This is a genomic window from Nocardioides sp. GY 10113 (genome assembly GCF_004919105.1).
Taxonomy (GTDB): Bacteria; Actinomycetota; Actinomycetes; order Propionibacteriales; family Nocardioidaceae; genus Nocardioides.
Map to the genome: position 1 here is coordinate 1 of NZ_STGK01000005.1, position 24,869 is coordinate 24,869.

The following is a 24,869-nucleotide window of genomic DNA, read 5'->3' on the forward strand; positions in this document are numbered from 1 at the left end:
ATGGCCCCGACCGCCGTCCAGGCGGCCTAACCCCAACTGTCACCTGTCCGTGCAGCAGTCCCGAGTGTTGGCCGGTGTGGCTCGGTTGCGTGAGACGCAGAGTTCAGCGTTACTGCGACATCGTGTCAACGACTTTCGAGGTTTCTTTGCCATTCGCCATAGGCGCGGAGAGTGTGCGTGAGACCGACCCCTCGCTGGGGCGTCGAACCGCGTCGAACCGCGTCGACCGGAGCGCGAGGTTCACGCGTGCTGCGCACGGGGACGGACCAAGGGTCCATCGCGGGCCGCCCTTCGCCTCTGCCCGTCCTCGGTCTGGCGGAGGAGACTCGGAAACGTGGTGTCGCACGCCTCGTCGGGGAGGGTCGTCATGTCGATACGGAAGTGGGCGCTGATCGGGGTCGCGGCCGCGCTCGCTGCGGCGCTCCAGGCTCCGGCGCCGGGGGCGACCGTCGCGGAGGACTCCTGGGGCCCGGTCCACAGGTTCGAGCGCAACCCCGCGGGCCAGTCGCTCACGGTGGACGGGCGCGACGTCACGACCGTCGCCTGGGGTTCGCAGCGTGGGTGGCCGGAACCGGTCAAGGTGGCCCGCCGTACGGCGCGCGGCCGGTGGCAGGCCCCGGTGACCCTCGGGGCGGGGTACGACCCGGTCGTCGCGGCCGACGCCGCCGGCAACGTGGTCGCCGCCTGGCGCCGCGACCGCGGGGGGTTCACCACGGGGGTCTGGGTCTCCCGGAAGCCAGCGGGCCACGGATGGACGACCCCGGTACGGATCTCCCGTGACAAGGCCGTCCCGGGCTACCCCGACGGCGAGAGCATCTACGGCGCCGGGAACCTCGACGTGGCCGTGCGCTCCGGCGGCGCGGCACTGGTGACGTGGGAGTGGGGCGACCCCGAGCGCGGCGTCCCGTACCGGGTCCAGGCGGTCTACCGGCCTGCGGGCCGGGCGTGGAGCGAGGTCACGACGCTGAGCCAGGGCGCGGGCGGCGCCCGCGCCACGATCGCGCCGAACGGGAGGGCGTGGGTCGCGTACGGCCGGCACCCGGCGACGGGCCCGACCCGGGTCATGGTCCGCTCCAGGCCGGCGGCCGGGCCCTGGGGCGCGGCCGAGCGGATCGGGTCAGGCTCCCTCGGTGCCGTCGAGGCCACCGGTCGCGGCGATGTCGTGGCCGTGTTCGCCCGCGGCGGCCGGGTGCGGACGGCCGTGCGCCACAGGACCACCGGAGCGTGGGACGCGCCGACACCCGTCACGCCAGCGTCGGTGCGCGCCCGGCGCTGGTCGGTCTCGCTGAACGCCGCCGGCGCGGCCGCGGTCGGCTACCTCGTCGGACAGCACCGGGTCGACGTCGTCCGTCGCCGCTCCGGGGGCCGGTGGACCGAGCCTCGGACGTTGGCCGACACGTCGCTGCGGCTGTCCGGGACCGTCGCCACGATCAACCGGGCCGGTGACGCCTTCGTCGGCTGGGACAACAGCTACGGGATCTGGGGCAGGTACCGGGCCGCCGGTGAGGGCTGGCGCCCGGCGACCGCGGCCCAGGAGGACACCGGCCAGGTCGACGTGCTCGAGGCGACCCAGGCGGCGCTGACGCCGAGCGGACGGGTGGTGCTGCTCTGGGATCAGGAGGCCCGGCCGCTGCGGGCCCGTGTGCTGCGCACCTCCTGAGCCTCCGCCCTGTCGGGGCGGAGGCGGACGGCAGCCTGAGCGATGCGGCGGGACCCGCGCGGACTCCGCCACCGCGTCGCCGGGACGCCCCCCGTTCCTCCCGCAGCCGGACCGGCGCCCTGCGCGCCTACGGGTCGGCTACACGGTCTCCTCGGCCATCAACCGCAGCCCGGATCCGGAGCTGGTCGCCGCGGTCGATCGAGATGCCGCGTCACATGGATATCCGCCCCGAGATGGCTGATTCAGGGGCGAATATCCATGTGACGTCGCACCACCCGGGCCGCAGCCCGGCAGCCGGCGCTACTGGACCTCGACGACGTCGACGAGGAACCAGAGCGTGGCGTTGCCCGGGATCGCGGACCCGCTGCCGGTCGCCCCGTAGCCGTAGGCCGGCGGGATCTGGAGCAGCACCCGGCTGCCGACCTTGACGTCGGTCAGGCCGATCGTCCAGCCCCGGATCAGCCCGCTGAGCGGCGAGGTGAGCGGCTCGCCGCGCGAGAAGCTCTCGTCGAACGGCGCGTCGGCGTCGTACGTGGAACCGAGGTAGTTGACGACCACGGTGTCGGTGGCCTTCACCGCGGCGCCGTCGCCCTCCTCGAGGACGACCCGCTGCACCGGGGTGTCGAGCGCGGGCTCGTCGATCCCAGAGAAGTCGAGGCCGGTGGGCTGGCCGCCCTTCTCGACGACCGAGGGCTGCGTCTCGGGATCGGCGTCGTGGACCTTGTCGTCGGTGGGCTCCGGGGAGCTCGCCTGCTTCTCGATCAGGTCGCCCACGAGGACGACGCTGTGCTCGGGGTCGATCCCGAGGGAGTTGCTCTCGGCCCGGGCGCCGAACACCGCCACCGGGTCGGCGACCACGGCGACGCGCGAGCCGTAGGTCTGACCCTCGAGCAGCGCCGTGAACACCTCGGCGAGCTGGGCGGGGTCGTAGGGGATCGCCTCCGGGGCGCCCTGGTCGTAGTCGCTGTACACCTGCTCCTCGGTGCTGCCGTTGCCGACCCACAGGTAGGTCATCACGGTGTCGCCCTCGGCGATGGCCTCGCCGTCGCCCTTGACCAGCGTGGTCGCCGACGTCTCGTCGGGCAGGTCGATGCTGTCGGACCACTCCGCGGAGATGCCCTCGCCGACCTCGCCGGTGAACGCGACCTGGTCGAGGGTGCCCTCGGTGGCCGCGGTCGCCCCCGACGACGCCGAGCCGGAGTCGTCGGTCGCGGTGTCGGAGTCGCCGCACGCGGCGAGCGCGGCGGTCAGGGCGGCGGCGGAGAGCAGAGCGGTGGGGCGTCGCAGGCGTCGGTGCACGTTCAGACCTTCTGGTTGAGGGCGCGACCTCGGCCGCGGGGAAGCGTGGGTGAGGCTACCGGGTGATCCTGTGCGCAGGCTGAGTCGGCGAACGCCGTGCGGCCTCGCGGTGGCCCCGTCGCGGCCGGGACCCGGCTACGGCGGCGGGCCCGCGGTCCGCGACGATGGCCCCATGACCCGCGTCCTTGACCTCCACGGCGACCTCCCGACCCTGCCCCTCGACCCCGAGACCGTCCTGTCCGGTACGCCGGCGGCGGGATCGCGCGCGCTCACCGAGGTCGGTGGCGCCGAGATCGGGGTCTGGGAGATCACCGCGGGGACGGTCACCGACGTCGAGGTCGACGAGGTCTTCGTGGTGCTGTCGGGGTCGGCGTCGGTGACGTTCGAGGACGGCGAGACGATCGACCTCGGCCCGGGCGTCGCCGTTCGGCTGAGGGCGGGGGACCGCACCACCTGGGTGGTGCGCGAGACGTTGCGCAAGATCTACGTGGCGTAGGGCCTCAGTCGGCGGGCTCGGCGTTGGCGCGCTCGGCCAGCGCCGCGAGCGCGTCCTCGCGCGTGTCGTGCACCTGCAGCGCGCGGAGCAGGCCGGTCAGGCGGAGCAGCCGCCGTACGGTGCCCTCGGGGCAGGCCACGGCGAAGCCCGTGCGGAGCACCCTCGCCTTCTTGTGGGTGCGCACGAGCACCCCCAGGCCCGCCGAGTCGATGAAGCCGAGGCCGGAGACGTCCACGACCAGGCCCGCGATACCGGCGATCAGCTGACCCTCCAGGGCGGCCCTGGCCGGGCCGGCTGAGAGCAGGTCCAGCTCGCCCGACAGCGCCACCACGGTGATGCCGTCGCGCTCCTCGGTCGTGACCGAGAGTCCCTCGATCTCGTGGTCGGCGGGGGTGCTGCTCATGGGGTCCTCCTCGTGGACGGTCTACGGCCTTCTACCCATCCCCGTCAGGCCTACACACCCCGGAGCGCCCGCGATCGCACCCGACGGCGGGGCGCGCCGGCCGCTGGGCGCCGACCTGCTGCCTGCCCGGCTCACCCAGGGCGCTCCGGGTGGCGGTGCCGCGCTGCGCTCGCTGAGGACGGGCCCGAGTCGAAGGTCCCTTCCCGCGGCCCGGGGGAGCGGGCAGGATCGGTCAGGCGCACCGGGCCGCTTGGGACCGGGACGAGGGGTCAGGGGCCGGCGATGGGCGAGACAGGATCACGGCCGACTGCGGCCGCCACGGCCGGCTTCTCGGCCATCCTGCTGACGCTCGCCTCCGCGCAGTTCCTGATGACCCTGGACAGCTCGGTCATGAACGTCTCCATCGCCACGGTGGCCGACGACCTCGGCACCGACGTCACCGGCATCCAGACCGCGGTCACCCTGTACACGCTGGTGATGGCGTCGCTGATGATCACCGGCGGCCGGATCGGGCAGAAGATCGGGCGCAAGCGAGCCTTCTCGCTCGGCTGTGTCGTGTACGGCGTGGGCTCGGCCACGACGGCGCTGGCGCCGAACCTCACCGTGCTGCTGATCGGCTGGTCGCTGCTGGAAGGCATCGGCGCGGCGCTGATCATGCCGGCCGTGGTCGCCCTCGTCGCGTCGAACTTCGAGGCCGCGCAACGCCCGCGTGCCTACGGGCTGGTGGCGGCCGCGGGGGCGATCGCTGTGGCGGCCGGCCCGCTGATCGGCGGCCTTCTGACCACGTACGCCTCGTGGCGGTGGGTCTTCGTCGGCGAGGTCGTGATCGTGCTCGGCATCCTGCTGCTCTCGCGGCGGATGGCCGAGAACCCGACCGATCCCAGTCGGCTCGACCTCGTCGGGACGGTCCTCTCCGCGATGGGTCTGGCGCTGGTGGTGCTGGGCATCCTCCGTTCGGGTGAGTGGGGCCTGACCCTCCCGAAGCCGGGCGCTCCCGCCTGGTTGGGTCTCTCGCCCGCGATCTGGCTGGTGCTCGGTGGCGGCCTCGTGCTCTTCGCGTTCCTCTCGTGGGAGCGACACCGGGTCGAGCGGGGCGCGGCGGTGCTCCTCGACCCTGCGATGCTGCGCAACCCGCAGCTGCGCGGCGGCCTGACGTCGTTCTTCTTCCAGTACCTGCTGCAGGCCGGGCTCTTCTTCTGCGTGCCGCTGTTCCTGTCGGTCGCCCTCGGACTGTCGGCGGTCGAGACCGGCGTGCGGATCCTGCCGCTGTCGCTGACGCTGCTGCTGGGCGCGGTGGGCATCCCGCGGTTCTTCCCGCGGGCGAACCCGCGGCGCGTGGTGCGTTCGGGCTTCCTCGCCCTGCTGGCCGGCATCGTGGTGCTGATGGGGGCCTTGGAGTTCGGGGCCGGACCCGAGGTGGTCACCGGACCGCTGCTGCTCGCCGGCCTCGGAATCGGCGCGCTGGCCTCCCAGCTGGGTGCGGTCACCGTCTCCGCGGTGCCCGACGAGCAGAGCGGCGAGGTCGGCGGCCTGCAGAACACGCTGACCAACCTCGGCGCGTCGATCGGCACGGCGGTGGCCGGCGCCGTGCTCGTCTCCGGCCTGACGGCGTCGTTCCTCACCGGGATCCAGCAGAACCCCGCCGTGCCGGACGACCTCGCCTCGCAGGCGCAGGTCGACCTCGCCGGCGGCCTCTCCTTCATCCCCGACGACGCCCTCGACACGGCGCTGGCCGATGCCGGGGTCACCGGCGCCACGGCGGACGCGATCGTGGAGGAGAACGCGGCGTCGCGGCTGGACGGCCTGCGGCGCGCGCTCGGTGCGCTCGCCCTGCTCGCGATGGTGGCGCTGTTCGTCACCGGCGGCGTCCCGACCCGCCAGCCAGGCTCCGGCTGAGGCGCGCCCTGCTGGCCGTTAGGTTGTCGGCGTGGGACGGAGGCAGCGCTGGCTGGTCGCGACAGAGCGCGGCTTCGACGGTCTGCGCCGCCGCTACCGCTACCGCGGTGGCCGGCAGCCGGACGACCTCCGGATCGAGGCCTACCTCGGGTACGCCGGCCCCGACCGCGCCGTGGTGGGCGGACGGGTCCTGGACGACCCCCCGCCGCCCATGGCGCAGGCGGGGGAGAGCCTCGGCGCGGCCGTCCGCCGCAGCGTCGGCCAGTTCCTCACGGTGGAGCTGCCGCAGGTGCCGCTGCGGATCCGGCTCGGGGCGGCCGAGGTCGAGGTGATCTCCGACGAGGAGGGCTACTTCCGCGCCGAGCTGGCCGTGGACGGCCTGCCGGTGCCATGGGCCGAGGGGAGCGTCGAGCTGGCGGCGCCGTACCGCGGCCTGGCGCCCGGCCACGCGACGCCGATCCGGGTCCGGGTGACCGGGCCGGACGCCCGGTTCGGGGTGATCTCCGACATCGACGACACGATCCTCGAGACCGGCGTGCAGCGGGCGGGGCGGATGCTGCGCACCACGCTGACCGGCTCGGCGCTGACCCGCACGCCGTTCCCCGGGGCCGCGGAGCTCTACCGCGACCTCGCGGGGCCCCGGGGCGACGGGAACCCGTTCTTCTACATCTCCTCCAGCCCGTGGAACCTGCACGCGTTCCTGGTGGCCTTCCTCGAGCACCGCGGCTTCCCGCTCGGACCGCTCCTGCTGCGCGACCTGATCGGCACGGCGGCCGGCCGAGCCCGGAAGCGGGACCGCATCGACGAGGTGCTGGCGCTCCACCCCGAGCTGCCGTTCGTGCTGATCGGCGACTCCGGTGAGAAGGACCCGGTGATCTACGCGGAGACGGTACGCCGCCATCCGGGTCGCATCCGGGCGGTCTACATCCGCGAGGTGCGGCTGGACCCCGGCGACGGCCGCGTCGAGGCCGTGACGGACGGCTGGTCCGAGGACGTGCCGTTCGTGCTCGCCGCCGACAGCGCCGCGGTACGCCGCCACGCGGCCTCCATCGGCCTGTTGGCCGAGCCCACCTGACCGCCCGCGGTCCTGAAGTGTGGGCCACGTCACTCCCGGGTTCCCCGCGGCGTAGAGTCGGGTGATGGTCCGTGTGCTTGCCATCGCCGATGAGGAGGCGCCCGACCTGCATGCCGGCGCGCTGCGGGATCTGGCGCCCGACCTGGTGCTCTCCGCCGGAGACCTGAACTGGGACTACGTCGAGTACGTGGCCTCGGCGGTGGACGCACCGGTGGCCTTCGTGCCGGGCAACCACGAGCCGGCGATCCCGCGCGTCAAGCAGACCCGCAACGGCACCTACGTCTGCGACGGCATCGTCTGCGACGCGCCCCGACCGCACGGCGCGGTCAACGCCGACCGCTCCGTGCTCGAGATCGCGGGGCTGCGGATCGCGGGGCTCGGCGGCTGCGTCCGCTACCGCGAGGGGCCGCACCAGTACACCCAGCAGCAGTACCGCAGGCTCGCCCGGCGTCTGGCCCGCCGCGCGCGGCGCGCCGGACCTGTCGACGTGCTGCTCACGCATGCGCCGCCGTTCGGGATGGGCGACGGGGACGACCGGCCGCACGAAGGGATCGAGGCGTTGCGCGACGCCATCGAGATCCTCCAGCCCACGTGGCACCTGCACGGCCACATCCACCCCTACGGCCACCCGAAGCCGGACCGGCAGCTGGGCGGCACCACGATCCGCAACGTCATCCCGTGGCGCATGCTGGAGATCACTCCTCGTGCCCTGGCGCCGCGCGACGCGGCGGGCAGAATGGTGTGATGAAGGACAGCGGATTCCCGCGCGCGGACGCCGAGAGCGACTTCCTGCGGGCCCGGCGGCAGGCCAGCCTCTCGGCGCTGGCCCGGCGGCTGCGCGGCGACGAGGATGCGGGCGAGACGCTCTCGTTCGCCGAGGTGGTCGAGGCGCTGGGGCGGCGGGCGGCGCGCCACCGGGGCATCCAGGAGATCCCGTTGGACGCGATCGTCGGCTCCGTCGACAAGGCCCGCGACTTCGACCGCCGGTTCCGGCCCACGTCGAACCGCAGCCGTGAGCGGTGGGAGCGGCTCGCGCTCAAGGCGCGCACGGGCACCTCGTTCCCGCCCATCGACGTCTACCAGCTCGGGAACCTCTACTTCGTCCGCGACGGCCACCACCGCGTCTCCGTCGCGCGGGCCCTCGGCGGCGCCACCATCGAGGCCGACGTGACCGAGGTGGAGACCGTGATCTCGACCGAGGGCATCGGCGGCCGACGTGACCTCGGCGACAAGAACTGGGGCCTACGCTTCCTGCAGCGCGTGCCGCTGACCGGTCGCCGCCGGGCCGAGATCGTCTGCACCGACGCCACCGACTACCACCGCCTCGCGGAGATGGTCGAGGCCTGGGCCTGCCGGCTGATGCACCGGGAGGGCGCCTACTTCGACAAGCCGACCATGGCTCGGCGCTGGTTCGACGAGGAGTACACCCAGGTGCTGGAGCTGATCGAGGAGGCCGGTGTCCGGGGACGCGACGAGACCGGTGCGGACGCTTACATCCGCGTCTCCCACGAGCGCTACCGCCTGATCCGCGAGCACGAGTGGAATCGCGAGGTCATGAAGCTCGTCGCCGAGCAGGGGCGTCCCCGGCGCCGCTGATCCGCACGCGGCGCGGGGCCACGACCTCAGGCGCCGGCGTGGGCGCCCGCCTTCTCCATCGTCAGGTTCGCGCCGTTGCTGGCGTCGAAGACGTGCATCATGTCGGTGTCGACGGACATGCTCGCCTCCTTCCCCTCGGCGACCTGGGAGGCCGGGTCGAGGCGGGCGGTCACCTGGGTCCCGCTGCCGTGCATGTCCTGCCCGGCGTCCTTGGCCAGCTCGTCGAGGTCGGTGGTGTGCGCCTCGCTGCCCTTGACGTTGAAGTAGGCGAAGATGTCGGAGCCCATCGACTCGACCACGTCGATCTCGACCTTGACCACCGGCTTCCCGTCGTCGCCGGTCAGGGCGGCGTCCTCGAAGTGCTCGGGGCGGAGCCCGATGATCACGTCGCGCCCCTTCGAGCCCTCGACGGCGCGGCGCACCCGGTCGGACATCGGGATCTTGCCGAGCCCGCTGTCGAGGCTGTCGCCCTCGATCACCGCGGGCAGGAAGTTCATCGACGGGGACCCGATGAACCCGGCCACGAACAGGTTCGCCGGTCGCTGGTAGAGCTCGGTCGGCGAGCCGACCTGCTGCACGACGCCGCCGCGCATCACCACGACCCGGTCGCCCAGCGTCATCGCCTCGGTCTGGTCGTGGGTCACGTAGAGCGTGGTCGTGCCGAGGGTCTTCTGGATCCGCGACACCTGCGTGCGCATCTGCACGCGTAGCTTGGCGTCGAGGTTCGACAGCGGCTCGTCCATCAGGAAGGCCTTCGGGTTGCGCACGATGGCGCGGCCCATCGCGACGCGCTGCCGCTGGCCGCCGGAGAGGTTGGCCGGCTTGCGGTCCAGGTGGGCGTTGAGCTCCAGCAGCGACGAGGCCTCGTCGACCTTCTTGCCGATCGTGGCCTTGTCGACGCCGGCGAGGACGAGCGGGAACGCCATGTTCTCGCGCACGGTCATGTGCGGGTAGAGCGCGTAGGACTGGAACACCATCGCGATGTCGCGGTCCTTGGGCGCCTTGTCGTTGACGACCGTGCCGTCGATCCGCAGCTCGCCCGCGGTGATGTCCTCCAGGCCGGCCACCATGTTGAGGGTGGTCGACTTCCCGCAACCCGACGGCCCGACCAGGATGATGAACTCGCCGTCGGCGATGTCCAGGTTGAAGTCGTCGACGGCCAGTGCTCCGTCGGGATAGCGCTTGACGACGTGGTCCAAGACGATTCCAGCCACGAGGTGCTCCTTTCCTGGGGCCAGGGCGTCAGCCCTTGACCGCTCCCGACGTGAGTCCAGCGACGATCCGGCGCTGGAAGAACAGGACGAAGATGACGATGGGGATGGTGATCACGACCGCCGCGGCGGCGATCGCCGCGGTGGGCTTCTCGAAGGTGGTCGCGCCGGTGAAGTAGGACATCGCCGCCGGCACGGTCCGGGCGTTGTTGGTCGAGGTCAGCGAGATCGCGAAGAGGAAGTCGTTCCAGCAGGCGATGAAGGCGAGGATCGCGGTGGTGAACACGCCGGGCATGGCCAGCGGCGCGATCACCTTGCGGAACGCCTGGTACGGCGTGGCGCCGTCCATCTTCGCCGCCTTCTCCAGCTCCCACGGGATCTCCCGGAAGAACGCGGACAGGGTGTAGATCGCCAGCGGCAGCGCGAACGTGACGTAGGGAATGATCAGGCCGAGCCAGGTGTCGAAGAGCCCGAGCGCGGTCTCGATCTTGAACAGCGGCGTGACCAGCGCGATCTGCGGGAACATCGACACCAGCAGGGCGGTGGCCACGATCGCCCGCTTGCCGGGGAAGTCGAGCCGGGCGATGGCGTAGGCGGCCATGGTGCCCAGCACCAGCGCGATGAACGTCGAGATCAGGCAGATGCCGATCGAGTTGATCAGCGCCCGGATGAAGTCGTCGTTCTTGAAGATCGTCGAGTACGCCTCGGACGTCGGGTTGCGCGGCAGGTAGTTGCCGTCGTTGAGGGTGTCGTCGCCCTTGAGGGAGAGCGAGATGATCCAGACGACCGGGATGAATGCGTAGAGCAGGACCACCAGGTCCGCGACGGCCCAGCCGACCTTCTTGCCCGTGGTCTCCGACGCCGCGGTCATCGTGCCTCTCCTTGTCCCGGCGCCGCCGCGCCGAAGAGCTTGACGAACAGGAACGCGATGATGGCGGTGGTGAGGAAGATGAGCACCGCCATCGTGGAGCCGATGCCGAGGTTGAGCCCTCGGATCAGGTTGTTGTAGGCCACGATCGAGACCGAGGAGGTGTCGTTCGCGCCGTTGGTCAGCACGTAGATGTTGTCGAAGATGCGGAACGCGTCGAGGGTGCGGAACAGCAGCGCCACCAGGATCGAGGGCTTGATCAGCGGCACCGTGATCCGCCAGAACCGCTGCCAGGCGTTGGCGCCGTCCATCGAGGCCGCCTTGAGCAGGTCCTCGGGGACCAGGGCGAGGCCGGCCATCAGCAGCAGCGCCATGAACGGCACCGTCTTCCAGACCTCGGCCAGGACGATGATCCACAACGAGGGCCATCGCTCGGTGAGCGGTGCGCTGTCCCCGGCCAGCCAGCCGATGCCTTGGGTCCAGGCGAAGCGCCAGGAGAACGCCGCCACCACGGTGACGATGCCGTAGGGCACCAGCGCGGACGTGCGCACGATGCCGCGGCCGATCAGCGTGCGGTGCATGACCACGGCCAGCGCCATGCCCAAGGCGAGCTCCAGCGTCGCCCCGACGACCGTCAGGAACATCGTCACGCCGAAGGCCTGCCACCAGATGCTGCTGCTCAGCACGGTGATGTAGTTGTCGAACCAGATGAACTCGTTCGCGTCGGGGGTGCGGAGGTCGGCCCGGAAGAAGGACAGGTAGATCGCGTAGATGATCGGGTACGCCGCGACGGCGAGCATCACGACCACCGCCGGGGCGACCAGCATCATGCCGAGGCGGGCCTCGTCCCGCTTGCCCTCGCTGGCCCGTCGCTTGGCGATCTTCGTGGTGTCGTCCTCGGGTGCGGTCGTCGTGCTCACGGCAGGATCCCCTTCCCGTCGATCGCGTCCTGGATGGAACCCTCCAGCTCGTCGGCCGTCTGCTGGGGGTCGATCGAGGTCGGCGGCGACAGCGTGGTCGACACGATGGTCGAGATGTTCTGGTAGAGCGGGGTCACCGGCCGCGGCACGGCCGTCTCCAGCTCGTCGAGCATGACCTCGTACATCGGGTAGGCCTCCTGGAACTCCGGCTCCTCGTACACGCTCGGCGACACCGGCGGGTCCCCTGCCTCCAGCGCCGTCTGCAGCTGGTGCTCCGGCGAGCGCAGGCACATCGCTGCCTCGTAGGCGAGGTCGGGGTTGTTGCTGTACTCGCTGATGGTGAGGTTCGAGCCGCCCAGAGTCGCGCGCGCCGGGGTGCCGGGCTCGAACTCGGGGATGCGGGCGAAGCCCAGATCCTTGGCGATCTCCGGGTCGGCCTGCCGCATCGCGGAGAGGACGTAGGGCCAGTTCAGGATGAAGGCGGCCTCGCCGTTCTGCATCTGGGCGAAGACCTCGGGCTCCTGGCTGTTGCCGAGGGACGCGCTGGCCAGGTCGCTGTTCGCGAAGTTGCTGATGATGTCGAGGGCCTCGACCGTCTTCTCGTCGACGGTCGGCGCGGTGCTGTCCTCGTTGACCAGGGTGCCGCCGAGCGAGGAGAGGATCGTGTTGAAGACGACGACGTAGCCCTCGTACTGTGCCGCGGTCATCCCGATGATGTGTGGCTTGCCCTCGTCGGCGAGCCTCTGGGCCTCCTCGGCCACCTGCTCCCACGTCGTCGGCGCTTCCGGGACGAGCGACTTGCGATACCAGAGGAGCTGGACGTTGGTGCTCTTCGGGATGCCGTAGAGCTTGTCGTCCCAGGTCGCGGTGGCCAGCGCCGGCGCGAGCACGTCCTCGCTAGCGGCGGCCTTCTGGTCCCCGGTGAGCTCGCGAATCCACCCCGCCTCGGCGAACTCGGCGGTCCAGGTGACGTCGGTGTTGAGCAGGTCCATGCCATCGTCCTTCGCGGCGAGGCGGCGGACGAATTGCTCCCGCTGGCCGTCGGCATCGCTGGGGATGAGGTTTCCGACGATCTTGTACTTCCCGTCGGCCTGCTCGTTGCAGTCGTCGATGATCTTGTCGAAGCCGGCCGCCGAGGCGCCGCCGTAGAGATTGATCACGGGCACGCCGCCGTCGTCGCCGCCGCACGCGGCGAGACCGCCGAGTGCGAGGGCCGCGACGCCGAGCGCCGCGTAGGTCTTCCGTCTCCTGGGGGGACCGGGGTGTCGCATCAGGTGGTGCCTCCTCCGAATCGAATCGGCCGGGCATGTGATGGGCGTCACATCTGAATCGAACGTAGGCCCTAGCGGGACGAGACCGCAACAGGCGACCCGGACTTTGCCAAGTCGTTATCCGGGGCCCGCGCCGGGCGTCGCCCCGGCGGCCGGGTCAGCGGATCCAGGCGGCCGCGTCGACGGGCAGGCGGCCGCCGTCGATGACGGCGCTCGCGACCAGAACCTCCCCCTCGAGAAGCGGCACCGGTGCGTCGCCCAGGTTCGCCACCACGCGCACCGAGTCGTCTCCTGGAGTTCCGATCTCGAAGGCGAGCACGTCCTCGCCGAGGTCGAGCCAGGTGAGGTCGCCGACGCCCAGCCGCAGGTCCCGGCGGACCCGCAGGAGCGTGCGGTAGAGCTCGAGCGTCGAGCCCGCGACGCCGTCCTGGCGGTCGACCGCGAGGTCGCCGTACGCCGCCGGCTGGGGCAGCCAGGCGTTGTCGTTCGGTCCGAACCCGTACGACGGCGCGTCGGCCTCCCAGGGGACGGGGACCCGGCAGCCGTCCCGGCCGAGGTCGGTACCGCCCGAGCGGAGCCAGTGCGGGCACTGCCTGACCTCGTCGGGCAGCTCGGTCGCCTCGGGAAGCCCGAGCTCCTCGCCCTGGTAGAGGTAGGCCGACCCGGGCAGCGCGAGCATCACTGTCGTCGCCGCGCGGGCGCGCCGCAGGCCGGCCTCCGCGTCGGGCTGCGGGTCGTCGGGGCCGATGCCGCCCATGTGCAGCGCGCCGGGCACCGGGTCGTACCCGAGGCGCGACGCGTGCCGCACCACGTCGTGGTTGGAGAGCACCCAGGTCTGGGGGGCGCCGACCTCGGCGACCGCCATCAGGGACGCGGCGATCTCCGCGCGCAGCTCCGCGGCGATCCAGGGGGTGGTCAGGAACCCGAAGTTGAAGGTCTGGTGCAGCTCGTCGGGGCGGACGTAGTCGGCCAGGGCCTGAGTCGGCCACACCCAGGCCTCCCCGCATAGGATCCGGTCGGCGTCCGCACCGGGCACGGCGTAGGAGTCCGTGACCGAGCGCCAGCGGCGGTAGATGTCGTGCACCCCCGGCTGGTCCCACATCGGCAGCGCCCCGGTCCGCTCGGTGCGCAGCGCGGCGGCGTCGTGCGGCACGTCGGGCAGCCCGGGCACCTTGACCAGGCCGTGGGCTACGTCGATCCGGAAGCCGTCGACACCCCGGTCGAGCCAGAACCGGATCACCGACTCCATCTCGTCGGCGACCTCGGGGTTGGACCAGTCGAAGTCCGGCTGGGTGGCGTCGAACAGGTGCAGGTACCACTGCCCGGGCCGCCCGTCCGCCTCGGTGACCCGGGTCCACGCGGGGCCGCCGAAGTTGCTCTCCCAGTTGTTCGGCGGCAGCTCCCCGGACTCGCCGCGACCCTCGCGGAAGACGTAGCGCGCGCGCTCGGGGCTGCCCGGCGGGGCGGCCAGCGCGGCCTGGAACCAAGGGTGCTCGCTGGAGGAGTGGTTCGGCACCAGGTCGAAGAGCACCCGCAGGCCCAGCTCGTGCGCCCGCTCGACCAGGGCGTCCGCGTCGGCGAGCGTGCCGAAGCGGGGGTCGATGTCGCGGTAGTCGGCCACGTCGTACCCGGCGTCGTTCTGCGGCGAGGTGTAGAACGGCGAGATCCAGATCGCGTCGGCGCCCAGCGCGGCCACGTGCGCGAGCCGCGCGGTGATCCCGGGCAGGTCGCCCAGGCCGTCGCCGTCGGAGTCCGACCAGGATCGGGGGTAGATCTGGTAGATCACGGCGTCGCGCCACCACGGCTGACGGTCCACAGGCTGCTGGTCTGCCACGTTCTCCTCCTCGCTCGGTCCCCGCTCCCGATCATGTCCCGGGCCGCCCGACGCGTCGAGGGGTGCGGAGGTGCGGCGCGTCAGCCGGTGCGGGCGAGCAGGCTGGCGAAGAGCTCGCCGTAGTCGATGAGGTGCCGGTCGCCGAGGAACCGGTCCAGCACGCGGGCGTGCGCGCCCGCCCCGAGACGGTCCCTCCGCCCGTCGTCGGCCAGCAGCCCGGCGGCCAGGACGCCGAACCGGTCGACGTCGGTCGGGTCCTCGAGGAGCACGCCGCTGACGTCGTCCTCGATCTGGTCGACGATGCCGCCGACGGCCGAGGCGAGCACCGCCCGGCCCTTCCACATCGGCTCGGTGACGGTCAGCCCGAACCCCTCCACGAGGCTCTTCTGGACCACGAGGTCCGCGTGTCGCTGCAGCGCGTTCACCAGGTGCGCGTTCTCGTCGACGTCGTCCATCGGCAGGCAGCAGAGGTGGACCCGGTCACGGGCGGCGCGGGGGAGGGCCGCGCGGAGCTCCCGGCACTCGGCGAGCACCTCGGCCCCCTCGGGGTCGTCGCTCACCCCCGCGGTGTCGGGGCCGACCAGCAGGAGATGGGCGTCGTCGGGGAACAGGTCGATCGTGCCGGCGAAGCCGGTCAGCACGCCGGCCATGTCCTTGAGGCGGTCCCAGCGGCTCACCTGGAGCACCACGCTCGCGTCCGAGGGCAGCGGACCGTGCTCGTCGAGGAGCAGGTCGCTGTGGGGCCGGACCGCCCCGCGGGTGCCGTCGCGACGGGTGTACCCGAGGCCCTCGGACGCCCCGTCGGCCACGATGCCGGCGAGGTCCAGGGCCGCGCGCGCGTCGCCCGGCGTGATCGGGGCGTTCTTGGCGCTGAACGGATCCAGCGACGGTGCGATCACGTGGACGCGCTCGGCCGGCAGCCAGGGAGGCACGTACGCGGCGCGCGAGAAGACCCACGCGTCGGCGCCCTCGACGTAGGGGCGCAGGAACGACCAGCCGCGGTCGGTATGGGCGTTGGTCCGGTCGGTGCCGATGTGACAGCGCCACACGACGCGTGCGCCCCGGCCGCGCAGCGCCTCGACCATGCCCGCGGTCTGCGGGTCGTGCAGCAGCACCACGTCGCCGGGGCTGACCCGGTCCACCCAGCCGTCCAGGTTGTTCGCGAGCACCCGCTCGTAGTGGGCGTGGTCCGCCTCCGTCAGGGCGGCGCCGTCCCCCGGGGCGCCATGGAGCAGGTGGTGCAGGCGCTTGGTCGTCGCGAAGAACGACCCGTCGCCGGCGAGCACGGCCCAGCGGGTGTCGACCCCGGCCCCGCGGCCGTAGGCGAGCAGCGTCTGCAGGATCTCCGCCACACCGCCGCCGTGCGCGGTCGAGTTGACGTTCCACACGATGCGGCCGGCCAGCAGACGGCGCGCGGCGTCGGCCGCGGCCTCCAGCGCCAGGACCCGCTCGGACGGGAGCACCTCGGCGAACCGGCGCAGCGGAAGGGCACCGATCTCGACCTCGCGCATGCCTCATCCTGCCCCAGGGAGGCGCGGGCGGTCAGCCCCGCGCTACTGCGCCGCGGCCCAGGCCGCTGCCGCCGCCTGGATGTCGGGGTAGCGCTCGGCCATCCGGACGGCGAGCGCCTGGGCGGCCTTGAGCGGGCGGACCATGACCATGAAGTCGACGATCCGGCCGTCCTCGTCGTAGACCAGGAAGTCGCAGCCGGTGATCGCCAGCCCGTCCACGCCGGCCTCGAACATCAGCGCGTGGTTGTCGCCGTCGCGCAGCTCGCGGACGTAGTGCAGGTCCTCGAACACCTCGACGACCGTGCGCAGGATGGCGTTGGTGATCGCCTTCCCGGGGTACGGCGAGAACGCCACCGGGCTGCGGAAGACGACGTCGTCGGCGAGCATCGCCTCCACGGCGTCCAGGTCCTTGCTCTCGACTGCCTCGCGGAAGGTGGTCACGGTGCCTCGCTCTCGGGTCGGTGATCGGTCGGCGCCGCGAGCCTAGGGGGTTCGACCGCGACCGCGGCCAGCAGCGCGCCGAGCGCGAACAGCGCGGCGCAGACGACCATCGCGGTCCCGAAGCCCTGGTCGAACCCCGCGGGGTCGTCGAACACGTCGCCGGTCAGCCCGGCGGCGACGGGCACCGCGGCGATCGCCAGCAGCGCCGCCGTGCGCGCCAGCGCGTTGTTGAGCCCGGACGCGAGGCCGGCGTGCTCGGCCGGGGCAGCGGACAGGGCGGTCGCGGTCAGCGGCGCGACGAGCGTGGCCAGCCCCAGCCCGAGCACCGCCACCGCCGGCAGCACGTCGCCGACGTACGTCGCCGTGGGGCCGATCCGCAGCGACAACAGCATCGCAGCGGCGCACAGCAGTGGCCCGGCGGTGAGCTGGAGCCGGGGGCCGATCCGCTGGGCGATCGCTCCGCTGCGTGCCGAGAGTGCCAGGGTGATCGCCGTGACCGGGATGGTCGCGGTGCCGGCGGCCAGCGCGGTCCACCCGGTGACCACCTGGAGCTGGACGACCAGCAGGAAGAAGAAGACCGCGATCGGGCCGTAGAGGACGAGGGTCACCGCGTTCACCGCGCTGAACTGCCGGATCCGGAACAGGTCGAGGGGCAGCAACGGGTCGTCGACCCGCCGCTCGACGCCCAGGAACGCGACCAGCGCCGCCGCGGCGAGCCCGGCCGCCGGCCACGACTGGCCGATCAGGGCGTAGGTGGCGGCGCCGAGCAGGGCCACGGTCAGCGCGGCGCCGAGCCAGTCCACCCGCCCGCGAGCCCCGCGGTCCACGGACTCGGGCATGTGGCGGAGGCTGATCGCGACCACCAGCGCGGCCAGCGGGAGGTTGACCAGGAAGACCCAGCGCCACGAGCCGAGGCCGAGCAGCCAGCCGCCGATCAGCGGCGCCAGCGCGCCGGCGACCCCGCTGAAGCCGGCCCAGGTGCCGATCGCGGGCCCGCGATCGGCCTCCACGAAGCTGGCCTGCAGGATCGAGAGCGAGGCGGGGGTGAGCAGGGCGCCGCCGACCCCCTGGAGCACGCGGGCGACGATGAGGAGCCCGATGGTCGGCGCCGCCGCGCACAGCAACGAGGCGAGGGTGAACCAGACCACGCCGACCAGGAACACCCGCCGGCGGCCGAGCCTGTCGCCCGCGGCCCCGCTGAGCAGCACCAGCGAGGCCAGGGTCAGGGTGTAACCGGTGACGGTCCACTGCAGGCCGGCGAACGAGGCGTCGAGGTCCTCGCCGATCGCGGGCAGCGCGATCGCGACCACGGTGCTGTCGACCGCGGCGAGCGCCGAGCCGAGCACGGTCGCCAGCAGCACCCACCGGCCGGCGGCCGATCGGTAGGTGAGCAGTCGCTCGCAGGTGACGGTCGGTGCGGCCACCGCCTCGGACGAGACGTCCGTGCAGGCGTAGGGGCCGAGCGGCTGGTGCATCGCGGACCACCTCTCGGGCGGTTGAACGATCTGCGCCGGGGCCGTCGTGCGCCCTCGGCGATGCGTTGCGGTCGCTGTTCACAGTAGGCGCACGACCGGGGCGTCGGTGCCGGTGGCCGCCCCGCCCCGACCGCGGCCGACCCCGACCGCGGGCTCACCCGGGTGGGTGCTGCCGGCGTTCCTAGCGACCGGTGGTCGCCAGGGCCTCCCACTGGACCGCGTCGTGCGCGGCGAAGACGGTCACCTCGGGGTGCCCGGTGGCCAGCTCGGCGAGACGCTCGTGGTTCTGCCGCACCCGGGGCCGGGACCAGGCGATGCTGTTCTCGAACAGCCGCAGCACCCGCGGGGTCGGTGTGCCGTCCAGCACGCCCCGGTGGAACATCGCGTCGCCGGCGTGCAGCAGCCAACCGGACTCCGTCTCCACCGCGACGCAGGCGTGGCCGCGGCTGTGGCCGGGCAGCGCCACCAACGCGATGCCGGGGGAGATCTCGGTGAGCTCGGTGGCAGCGGAGAAGCCGAGCCAGGCCTCGCCGTCGGCGCCGTGCTCGACGATCTTCGGGCCGTGGTCCCACTGCGGGGCCCGGTAGCGCAGCCGCTCCCGCCGGCCGGGTGAGCGCACGGCGGCGTCGTACTCCGCCGTGGTGACGTGCACGGCGGCCTCCGGGAAGTCGGCCAGCCCGCCGATGTGGTCGAGGTCGAAGTGCGTGAGCACGACGTGGCGGACGTCGTCGCGGCGGAAGCCGAGCGCCTCGACCTGGGTGGCCGCGGCCTCGGCCGGGTCCAGCGTGGGGCGCAGCAGCGTGCCGGTGGGGCCGAGTCGGGCGCGGGGCTGCGCGATGTCCGCGAGTCCGAAGCCGGTGTCGACCAGCACCAGGCCCGAGGCGTCGGTCTCGAGGAGCAGCACGTGGCAGACCAGCCGCCCGGCGAGCGGCGCGTTCATCGTGCCGCAGTTGAGGTGGTGGACTCGCATGGCGGACCTCCGGTGTCGGTGACGTCGCGTCACAGTCAACCAGCGGCGGCGTCCGCCGCGATGGGAGTCCGCCGAACGGTCGCCACCGGCTCAGCGACGGGTGACGTTCGCGTCGACGTCCTCGTCGGCGAGGTGCAGCAGCTCGCCGGCCAGCGCGGAGAGGGCGCGGCCCACCGCGAGCTCGTCGCCGATCTCCGGCACGCCCGCGTCGTGCGGGTTCTGTCGCGCCGTCCCGGTGCCGGACACGGTCCGCTCGCCGGTGTCGAGCCGGGCCTCCGCGTGCGTGTCGCCGTCGTGCTCGCCGATGAAGACCTCCACCCGCCACGTCTTGGTGTGCAGGTTGCCGGTCGATGCAGTCATGTCCGTCGCCTCCGGACCGCGTCCTGGCCCCGGCCACGGTGGCGGGGCGGATCCCGCGGATGGGCGACCGACGGGTGGCGTACCGCGGCACATGCGTAAAGGCCGTAGCACGCCGCCCGCCGGTCTCACTCCATTGCGCCACGATCCCGGCCGGCCCGGCAGAGCCGAAGGTCCCGAAGTTCCGGCGAGGGGCCTCGCGGTGCCTACCAGGCCATCACCGCGGTCTGGCCGGAGGCCCACGCGTAGTACAGCCGGGTGCGGACGACGTAGGAGCGTCCGGCGACGAGCTTGACCTTGACGAGGGCGTTGCGGTCCTCACCGCTGTCGTCGTCGCCGGCCAGGAACCTCAGCTCGCCGTCGACCTCCTCGAACACCACCAGGACCGAGTCGGCGGAGCCGAACGTGCCGACGCTGTACTCCCGGCTCGCGTCGGGGTGGAAGGCGAAGTCGGCCTGCTGACCGGGCGTCAGGGACAGCGGCGCCGACTGGAACGGCACCAGCTCCGGCAGGTCGTCGCCGTCCAGCGGCGGGTACCAGTAGCGCATGTAGGCCTGGTCGTCCGCCGAGAGGGTGCCCGGCGGCGTGATGCCGCCCCGGTAGGCCTCCGGGGCCAGGATCAGCCCGCCCGGGAACTGGTACTCCATGATGCTGTCCGGGTCCCAGGTGCCGCCCTCGACCTGACGCGGGTCGAGCTTGCGCAGCACGTTGTGGAAGGTGGTCTCCCGCGGCCAGTTGTTCGGCGGCCCGCCGAGGAACTCGTAGACCGCCTCCTCGTCCCAGGTGATGCCGGCGTTCGGGTTCTGGTGCTCGTGCGGCATGCCGAGCGTGTGCCCGATCTCGTGCCGGGCGGTGGTGTGCCCGTACGGGGTGGTCAGGTCCCACCCGAAGTTCATCGTCCGCTCGGTGGCCCCGATCCCGAGCACGTCGCGGCCCACGTAGGACCACGACCCGTCCCCGGCCTGGAAGCCGATCCGGACCTCGGACTCCGAGGCCTGGGTCACCTCGGTGAAGGAGAGCCCGATGCCGAGGTCCTTCCACTCCTGGAAGGCGGCCCGGACCACGTCCATCTGGTCCCCGTGGTCCGCCTCGTCCGCCAGGAAGTGGTAGTGCAGCACGGTGCCGTTGACCCACTTGCTGGCCGACACGAGGATCGCGCTCTGCCGGTCGAACGAGAGGTCGGGTCGGAGCTGCGGGAGGCTCCGCGGATAGGTGGAGCAGTAGTACAGCGGCTGGTCCTGTGGAAGTGCCATCGATAGTCACCAGATCTCGGGTCGGGAGGCACGGACGTCCTCCTCCGAGAATCCGCCGGCGCGGCTGGACACGTCAATGGCCCGCTCGGGTGGTCGTGTCCGCGACCGGTCCCCGGCGCAGCGTGGTCACCAGCAGGTACGCCGCCACCACCTGGGCGGCGAGGATGATCCAGCCGAGCGCGTCGGCGTGATCGGTGACCATCGCCCCGGCCACCGCGCCGCCCGCCAGCGCGCCGATCCCCTGGACGGCGGCGAAGATCCCGTAGGCGGTGGCCCGGCGCGCGGACGGCACCAGGTCCGCGACGAACGCCTTGACCGCGGAGTCCTGCACGCCGGTCGCGGCGCCCCAGACCACCACTCCGACGAGCACCACGGCCGCACGCGCGTCGAAGACCAGCCACGGCACCACGGCCGCCAGCACCGGCACCACCAGCAGCACGCGCCCCGACCAGCGGTCGAAGAGGGCACCGGTCGCCAGCGCCGCCACCGCTCCGACGGCCATCGCCACCGCGTAGACCAGCGGCGCCGCGGCCGTGGGGAAGACGCCGGCGCGGACGAACTGGAACGAGATGACGCCGAACGTCATCAGCCCGAACGTGGTCAGCGCGGCGGCCGCGGAGAACCGGTGGAAGGCCGCCGGCAGGTCCGCGCCCAGCGCGGGACGCACCAGCCCGGCCGGCGCCGGCGCCGCCACGGCCTCCGGGTCGGGCTCCGCGACCGCGGGCACCCGTCGGCGCAGCAGCGCGAGCAGCAGCAGCGAGACCGCGCCGGGGACGGCCAGCAGCGCCAGGCCCGGCCAGATCAGGCCGGTCGCGGCCGTCGTACCGGCGAGCAGGAGGGGGCCGGCGAAGGCACCGACCTGGTCCAGCGCCTTGTGCACGCCGAACGCCTTCCCGCGACCGGTGCGCACCGCGACGCGGGCGAGCAGTGCCGACTTCGCGGGGCTGCGGATCGCCTTGCCGGTGCGCTCGGCGAGGATCATCACGGCGGCGAACGCGATGCCGGCGGCGCCGAGCGCCGGCGCGAGGGCGAGCAGCGGCACGCAGACAGCGGTCAGGCCGTAGCCGAGGACGGTGAGCCGCCAGTGCCGCTGCGCGCGGTCGGCCCAGGGGCCGGTGACCAGGCGCAGCACCAGTGCGATCGCCTCGCCGGCTCCGGTGACCACGCCGACGGTCAGCGCGGACGCGCCCAGGCTGCCCAGGTAGGGGCCGGCGACCGACCGCATGCCCTCGTAGACCATGTCGGCGGCGAGGCTGACCAGGCCGAAGGCGACGACCGTGCGCCAGGGGGTCCAGGCGGCCGCCTGCGGCGTGCGGGCAGGCTGACCCCCGGTCGCGTCCGGTCCCGCGTGCGCCACCTGCCGACCTCCGCTCGTCGCCGACCCCGACCCGCCCCAGTCTGTCGCGGGAGCCCCAGCCTCGCGCGGCAACAGCCTGGACCGTCGCGTCGCGGCACCGGAATGATGCCAGCAGGAGGAACCGCATGAGCGCGAGCGAGAGCACTTCCGCCCCCGCGAGGCTGTCCTGGCCGACGCTGGCCGCGATGGTCGTCGGCAGCATGGTCGGCGCCGGCGTCTACTCGCTGCCCGCGAGCTTCGGCGTCGCCACCGGGGTCCTCGGCTCCCTGATCGCCTGGGCGATCGCGGGGACCGGCATGCTGATGCTCGGGCTGGTCTTCCAGAACCTCGCCATCCGTCGGCCCGACCTGGACTCCGGCGTCTTCATCTACGCGAAGGCCGGGTTCGGCGACTTCGCCGGCTTCACCTCCGCGATCGGCTACTGGGCGAGCGCGGTGGCCAGCAACGCCTTCTACTGGGTCTTCATCGGCGCCACGCTCGGTGGGTACGTCGACGGCTTCGGCGACGGCGACACCGTCCTGGCCGCCGCGCTCGGCACCGCCGGGGTGTGGCTCTTCCACGCGCTGATCGCCCGTGGCGTGCGGGACGCGGCGACGGTCAACCGGATCGTGACGGTCTGCAAGATCCTCCCGATCGTCGTCTTCGTGGTGGTGCTGCTCGCCAGCTTCGACGCGGGTGTCTTCGCCGACAACTGGACGGCCAGCGGCTTCGGCGACCTCGGCGGCCTCGACGAGCAGGTCCGCGACACGATGATCATCACGACGTTCGTCTTCGTCGGGGTCGAGGGCGCCAGCGTCTACTCCCGTTACGCCCGGCGCCGCGAGGACGTCGGCAAGGCCACCGTCCTCGGCTTCCTCAGCGTGCTCTCGCTGCTCTCCCTGGTCACCCTGTCCAGCTACGCGGTGATGCCGCAGCCCGAGCTCGCCGCGACCCGGCAGCCGTCGATGGTCGGCGTCTTCGGCTCGGTCGTGGGGGACTGGGGGGAGACCTTCATCAGCGTGGCGGTCATCGTCTCCGTCCTCGGCGCCTACCTGGCGTGGACGCTGATGGCGGCCGAGGTGATGTTCATTCCCGCCCGTACCGACGACATGCCCGAGCTGCTGGCCCGGGAGAATGCGCAGGGCACCCCGATCGCAGCGCTGATCGCCACCTCGCTGGGGGTGCAGGCGCTCCTCGGCCTGACGCTGTTCGTCGCCGACGCGCTCGACTTCATGCTGACCCTCTCCACCAGCCTGGTCCTGCTGCCGTACCTGCTGGCCGCCGGCTACGCGCTCAAGCTGGGCCTCACCGGGGAGGCCTACGACGGCGTCGCCTCCGGCGTACGGCGCCGGGAGACGGTGGTGGCGGGTATCGCGACCGGCTACACGATCTTCCTGTTCACCGCGGCCGGCCTGAAGTTCGTGCTGCTGATGACGGTGATCCTGGCGCCGGCGACGCTGCTCTACGTGAAGGCCCGCAGCGAGCACGGGCGCCGGCTCTTCACGCCGACCGAGGCGGCGCTGTGCGGGGTCGTCGTCGCGGCCGGCGTCGTCGGCGCGGTCGGGCTGTGGACCGATCGGATCACGATCTGACCCGCCCTGCGAAGCGGCGCGCTAGCGTCGCGGGGTGGGCGGCCGACCGACGACCAGCGACGGGATCGGCATCCCGTCACTGGTGGCGATCGGGGTCGGCGGGATGGTCGGCGGCGGTATCTTCTCCGTGCTCGGCCTGGTCGCCCAGACCGCCGGCGCGGGCAGCTACCTGTCGTTCGTGGTCGGCGGTGCCGTCGCGGCGCTGACCGGGACCTCCTACGCACGGCTCTCGGTCCGGCTTCGCAGCCGTGGCGGCACGGCGACCTTCCTGGACACCGCCTTCGGGACGACGGTGGCGGGACCGCTGAACGTGCTGCTGTGGCTGAGCTACTTCGTGATGCTCGGCCTCTACGCGGTCGCCTTCGGCGCCTACTTCTCGGTCCTGGTCGGACTGGACCCGAGCGGCCTGTGGCGCCACGTGTTCGGCAGCGCGGTGGTGCTCGTGTTCGCAGCGATCAACCTGGGCGGTGCCCAGCTGGTCGCGGGCGGCGAGGCGGCGCTGGTCTACGTCAAGGTCGCGGTGCTGGTCGTCTTCTGCGTCGGCGGGCTGACCGTGGTGGACACCGGGCGGGTGGCGCCCGACCAGTACCCGCCACTGGCCACGATCGTCTACGCCGGGGCCCTGATCTTCCTGGCCTACGAGGGCTTCGAGCTGATCGCCAACGCGGCCGAGGACGCCCGCGACCCCCAGCGGACGCTCCCGGTCGCCTACGGCGCGGCCATCGGCGGGGTGGTCGTGCTCTACGTGCTGGTCGCGTTCGTCGCGGTCGGCAACCTGACCCCGGCCGAGATCGCCGACCAGCGCGACTACGCGCTCGCCGCGGCCGCGGAGCCGGTGTTCGGCTCGATCGGCTTCACGCTGATCGCGGTGGCCGCGGTCGTGTCCACCGCGAGCGCGATCAACGCCACGATGTACGGCGCGGCGAAGTTCACCTACCTGATGGCCCGGCACGGCGAGCTGCCGCACCGGCTCGCCGTACCGGTCTGGAACCGCCCGGTCGGCGGCCTGATCGCGACCACGTTGGGCACCCTGCTGATCGTCAACACCGTCGACATCGAGGGCATCTCGCTGATGGGCTCGGCGGGCTTCCTGATCATCTTCGCCGCGGTCAACGTGGCCGCGGTGCGGATCGGCGGGTACGGCCCCGTCGGCCGACTCGTGCCGCTCGTCGGGGTGCTCGCCTGCCTGGGCTGCCTGGCCGCCCTGCTCTGGTACGCCGCGACGGAGATCCCCGCCCAGCTGCTGGTGCTGGCGGCGATGGTGCTGGTCGCCGTCGGCGGTGAGATGGCCCTGCGGGTGGGCCGTGCCGAGCGGGCCGCACTGGCGCGCCGGGCGCGCTGAGCGCGCGCTCGACAGGCGGGGCATCCATCCCACCCTCGGTGTGACCCTAGTCACAAATGACTG

At 72.6% G+C, this 24,869-nt stretch carries 22 protein-coding genes; 8 read left to right on the forward strand and 14 right to left on the reverse strand.

The genetic code is table 11. From position 1 onward, the window contains the following. The first annotated feature begins 367 nt into the window (after positions 1-367). On the forward strand, positions 368-1,660 hold the full coding sequence (locus E8D34_RS07770; protein WP_136594063.1) for a hypothetical protein: 1,293 nt from the start codon (positions 368-370) through the stop codon (positions 1,658-1,660). A 300-nt stretch (positions 1,661-1,960) separates the two neighbouring features. Here the strand turns inward: E8D34_RS07770 and E8D34_RS07775 are convergent, their stop codons facing one another. Continuing rightward, positions 1,961-2,959, reverse strand: a complete 999-nt coding sequence (locus tag E8D34_RS07775) for an FKBP-type peptidyl-prolyl cis-trans isomerase (RefSeq protein ID WP_136594064.1) — start codon at positions 2,957-2,959, stop codon at positions 1,961-1,963. A gap of 172 nt (positions 2,960-3,131) precedes the next feature. Between E8D34_RS07775 and E8D34_RS07780 the strand changes: the two genes are divergently transcribed. Beyond that, positions 3,132-3,455 (forward strand): cupin domain-containing protein, encoded by a 324-nt coding sequence (locus E8D34_RS07780; RefSeq protein WP_136594065.1) that lies wholly within the window; start codon positions 3,132-3,134, stop codon positions 3,453-3,455. 4 nt (positions 3,456-3,459) lie between these two features. On the opposite strand, the gene E8D34_RS07785 is transcribed toward E8D34_RS07780, so the two are convergent. Next, positions 3,460-3,858 carry an STAS domain-containing protein gene (locus E8D34_RS07785; protein WP_136594066.1) on the reverse strand — a complete coding sequence of 133 codons (399 nt, stop codon included), beginning with the start codon at positions 3,856-3,858 and terminating at the stop codon, positions 3,460-3,462. A gap of 282 nt (positions 3,859-4,140) precedes the next feature. Between E8D34_RS07785 and E8D34_RS07790 the strand changes: the two genes are divergently transcribed. The 4 genes from E8D34_RS07790 to E8D34_RS07805 all read left to right on the forward strand — a co-directional run bounded on the left by E8D34_RS07790 (position 4,141) and on the right by E8D34_RS07805 (position 8,425). Further along, positions 4,141-5,754, forward strand: coding sequence for an MFS transporter (locus tag E8D34_RS07790; protein WP_136594067.1), 1,614 nt, complete (start codon positions 4,141-4,143; stop codon positions 5,752-5,754). Positions 5,755-5,785: 31 nt separating this feature from the next. Further along, positions 5,786-6,829, forward strand: coding sequence for a phosphatase domain-containing protein (locus E8D34_RS07795; protein ID WP_136594068.1), 1,044 nt, complete (start codon positions 5,786-5,788; stop codon positions 6,827-6,829). A gap of 64 nt (positions 6,830-6,893) precedes the next feature. Then, entirely contained in the window at positions 6,894-7,574 is a 681-nt protein-coding gene (locus tag E8D34_RS07800) for a metallophosphoesterase (RefSeq protein WP_136594069.1), read from the forward strand. Continuing rightward, positions 7,574-8,425: a ParB N-terminal domain-containing protein gene (locus E8D34_RS07805; RefSeq protein ID WP_136594070.1), complete on the forward strand. Its 852-nt coding sequence runs from the start codon at positions 7,574-7,576 to the stop codon at positions 8,423-8,425. The genes E8D34_RS07800 and E8D34_RS07805 overlap by 1 nt, the downstream gene beginning before the upstream one ends. 26 nt (positions 8,426-8,451) lie before the next feature. Here the strand turns inward: E8D34_RS07805 and ugpC are convergent, their stop codons facing one another. From ugpC to E8D34_RS07865, 12 genes are all read right to left on the reverse strand, one after another. Continuing rightward, complete coding sequence (ugpC, locus tag E8D34_RS07810) at positions 8,452-9,639, reverse strand: sn-glycerol-3-phosphate ABC transporter ATP-binding protein UgpC (RefSeq protein ID WP_136594071.1); 1,188 nt, start codon at positions 9,637-9,639, stop codon at positions 8,452-8,454. Between the two features lie 28 nt (positions 9,640-9,667). After that, positions 9,668-10,507, reverse strand: a complete 840-nt coding sequence (locus E8D34_RS07815) for a carbohydrate ABC transporter permease (RefSeq protein ID WP_136594072.1) — start codon at positions 10,505-10,507, stop codon at positions 9,668-9,670. After that, positions 10,504-11,424 carry a sugar ABC transporter permease gene (locus tag E8D34_RS07820; protein WP_276606587.1) on the reverse strand — a complete coding sequence of 307 codons (921 nt, stop codon included), beginning with the start codon at positions 11,422-11,424 and terminating at the stop codon, positions 10,504-10,506. Before E8D34_RS07820 ends, E8D34_RS07815 begins: the two co-directional genes overlap by 4 nt. Next, complete coding sequence (locus E8D34_RS07825; RefSeq protein ID WP_136594073.1) at positions 11,421-12,695, reverse strand: ABC transporter substrate-binding protein; 1,275 nt, start codon at positions 12,693-12,695, stop codon at positions 11,421-11,423. Before E8D34_RS07825 ends, E8D34_RS07820 begins: the two co-directional genes overlap by 4 nt. A gap of 157 nt (positions 12,696-12,852) precedes the next feature. Then, the gene (locus tag E8D34_RS07830) at positions 12,853-14,529 is read right to left on the reverse strand and encodes a glycoside hydrolase family 13 protein (protein WP_136594074.1); all 1,677 of its coding nucleotides are present in this window, start codon (positions 14,527-14,529) and stop codon (positions 12,853-12,855) included. 80 nt (positions 14,530-14,609) lie between these two features. Then, on the reverse strand, positions 14,610-16,040 hold the full coding sequence (locus E8D34_RS07835) for a glycosyltransferase (protein WP_136594075.1): 1,431 nt from the start codon (positions 16,038-16,040) through the stop codon (positions 14,610-14,612). A gap of 42 nt (positions 16,041-16,082) precedes the next feature. Beyond that, positions 16,083-16,481: a nuclear transport factor 2 family protein gene (locus E8D34_RS07840; protein WP_136594076.1), complete on the reverse strand. Its 399-nt coding sequence runs from the start codon at positions 16,479-16,481 to the stop codon at positions 16,083-16,085. Then, entirely contained in the window at positions 16,478-17,956 is a 1,479-nt protein-coding gene (locus tag E8D34_RS07845) for an MFS transporter (RefSeq protein ID WP_136594077.1), read from the reverse strand. The genes E8D34_RS07840 and E8D34_RS07845 overlap by 4 nt, the downstream gene beginning before the upstream one ends. A gap of 181 nt (positions 17,957-18,137) precedes the next feature. Beyond that, positions 18,138-18,926 carry an MBL fold metallo-hydrolase gene (locus E8D34_RS07850; RefSeq protein ID WP_136594078.1) on the reverse strand — a complete coding sequence of 263 codons (789 nt, stop codon included), beginning with the start codon at positions 18,924-18,926 and terminating at the stop codon, positions 18,138-18,140. Positions 18,927-19,016: 90 nt separating this feature from the next. Further along, positions 19,017-19,286, reverse strand: a complete 270-nt coding sequence (locus E8D34_RS07855) for a DUF1876 domain-containing protein (protein WP_136594079.1) — start codon at positions 19,284-19,286, stop codon at positions 19,017-19,019. A gap of 203 nt (positions 19,287-19,489) precedes the next feature. Further along, positions 19,490-20,536, reverse strand: a complete 1,047-nt coding sequence (locus tag E8D34_RS07860) for a M12 family metallopeptidase (RefSeq protein ID WP_136594080.1) — start codon at positions 20,534-20,536, stop codon at positions 19,490-19,492. A 73-nt stretch (positions 20,537-20,609) separates the two neighbouring features. Continuing rightward, positions 20,610-21,893, reverse strand: coding sequence for an MFS transporter (locus E8D34_RS07865; protein ID WP_240771219.1), 1,284 nt, complete (start codon positions 21,891-21,893; stop codon positions 20,610-20,612). 125 nt (positions 21,894-22,018) lie between these two features. Between E8D34_RS07865 and E8D34_RS07870 the strand changes: the two genes are divergently transcribed. Both E8D34_RS07870 and E8D34_RS07875 read left to right on the forward strand, forming a co-directional pair. Next, the gene (locus tag E8D34_RS07870) at positions 22,019-23,464 is read left to right on the forward strand and encodes a basic amino acid/polyamine antiporter (protein WP_136594081.1); all 1,446 of its coding nucleotides are present in this window, start codon (positions 22,019-22,021) and stop codon (positions 23,462-23,464) included. Between the two features lie 34 nt (positions 23,465-23,498). Then, positions 23,499-24,806 (forward strand): APC family permease, encoded by a 1,308-nt coding sequence (locus E8D34_RS07875; RefSeq protein ID WP_206056609.1) that lies wholly within the window; start codon positions 23,499-23,501, stop codon positions 24,804-24,806. Positions 24,807-24,869 lie beyond the last annotated feature (63 nt).

Excerpts from the sequence above, each read along its gene's own strand:
- E8D34_RS07845 (WP_136594077.1), bottom strand. The coding sequence starts at position 17,956 with ATGCACCAGCCGCTCGGCCCCTACGCCTGCACGGACGTCTCGTCCGAG.
- E8D34_RS07870 (WP_136594081.1), top strand. The coding sequence starts at position 22,019 with ATGAGCGCGAGCGAGAGCACTTCCGCCCCCGCGAGGCTGTCCTGGCCG.
- E8D34_RS07850 (WP_136594078.1), bottom strand. The coding sequence starts at position 18,926 with ATGCGAGTCCACCACCTCAACTGCGGCACGATGAACGCGCCGCTCGCC.
- E8D34_RS07860 (WP_136594080.1), bottom strand. The coding sequence starts at position 20,536 with ATGGCACTTCCACAGGACCAGCCGCTGTACTACTGCTCCACCTATCCG.
- E8D34_RS07770 (WP_136594063.1), top strand. The coding sequence starts at position 368 with ATGTCGATACGGAAGTGGGCGCTGATCGGGGTCGCGGCCGCGCTCGCT.
- E8D34_RS07805 (WP_136594070.1), top strand. The coding sequence starts at position 7,574 with ATGAAGGACAGCGGATTCCCGCGCGCGGACGCCGAGAGCGACTTCCTG.
- E8D34_RS07800 (WP_136594069.1), top strand. The coding sequence starts at position 6,894 with ATGGTCCGTGTGCTTGCCATCGCCGATGAGGAGGCGCCCGACCTGCAT.
- E8D34_RS07815 (WP_136594072.1), bottom strand. The coding sequence starts at position 10,507 with ATGACCGCGGCGTCGGAGACCACGGGCAAGAAGGTCGGCTGGGCCGTC.
- E8D34_RS07790 (WP_136594067.1), top strand. The coding sequence starts at position 4,141 with ATGGGCGAGACAGGATCACGGCCGACTGCGGCCGCCACGGCCGGCTTC.
- E8D34_RS07855 (WP_136594079.1), bottom strand. The coding sequence starts at position 19,286 with ATGACTGCATCGACCGGCAACCTGCACACCAAGACGTGGCGGGTGGAG.
- E8D34_RS07780 (WP_136594065.1), top strand. The coding sequence starts at position 3,132 with ATGACCCGCGTCCTTGACCTCCACGGCGACCTCCCGACCCTGCCCCTC.
- E8D34_RS07835 (WP_136594075.1), bottom strand. The coding sequence starts at position 16,040 with ATGCGCGAGGTCGAGATCGGTGCCCTTCCGCTGCGCCGGTTCGCCGAG.
- E8D34_RS07825 (WP_136594073.1), bottom strand. The coding sequence starts at position 12,695 with ATGCGACACCCCGGTCCCCCCAGGAGACGGAAGACCTACGCGGCGCTC.
- E8D34_RS07785 (WP_136594066.1), bottom strand. The coding sequence starts at position 3,858 with ATGAGCAGCACCCCCGCCGACCACGAGATCGAGGGACTCTCGGTCACG.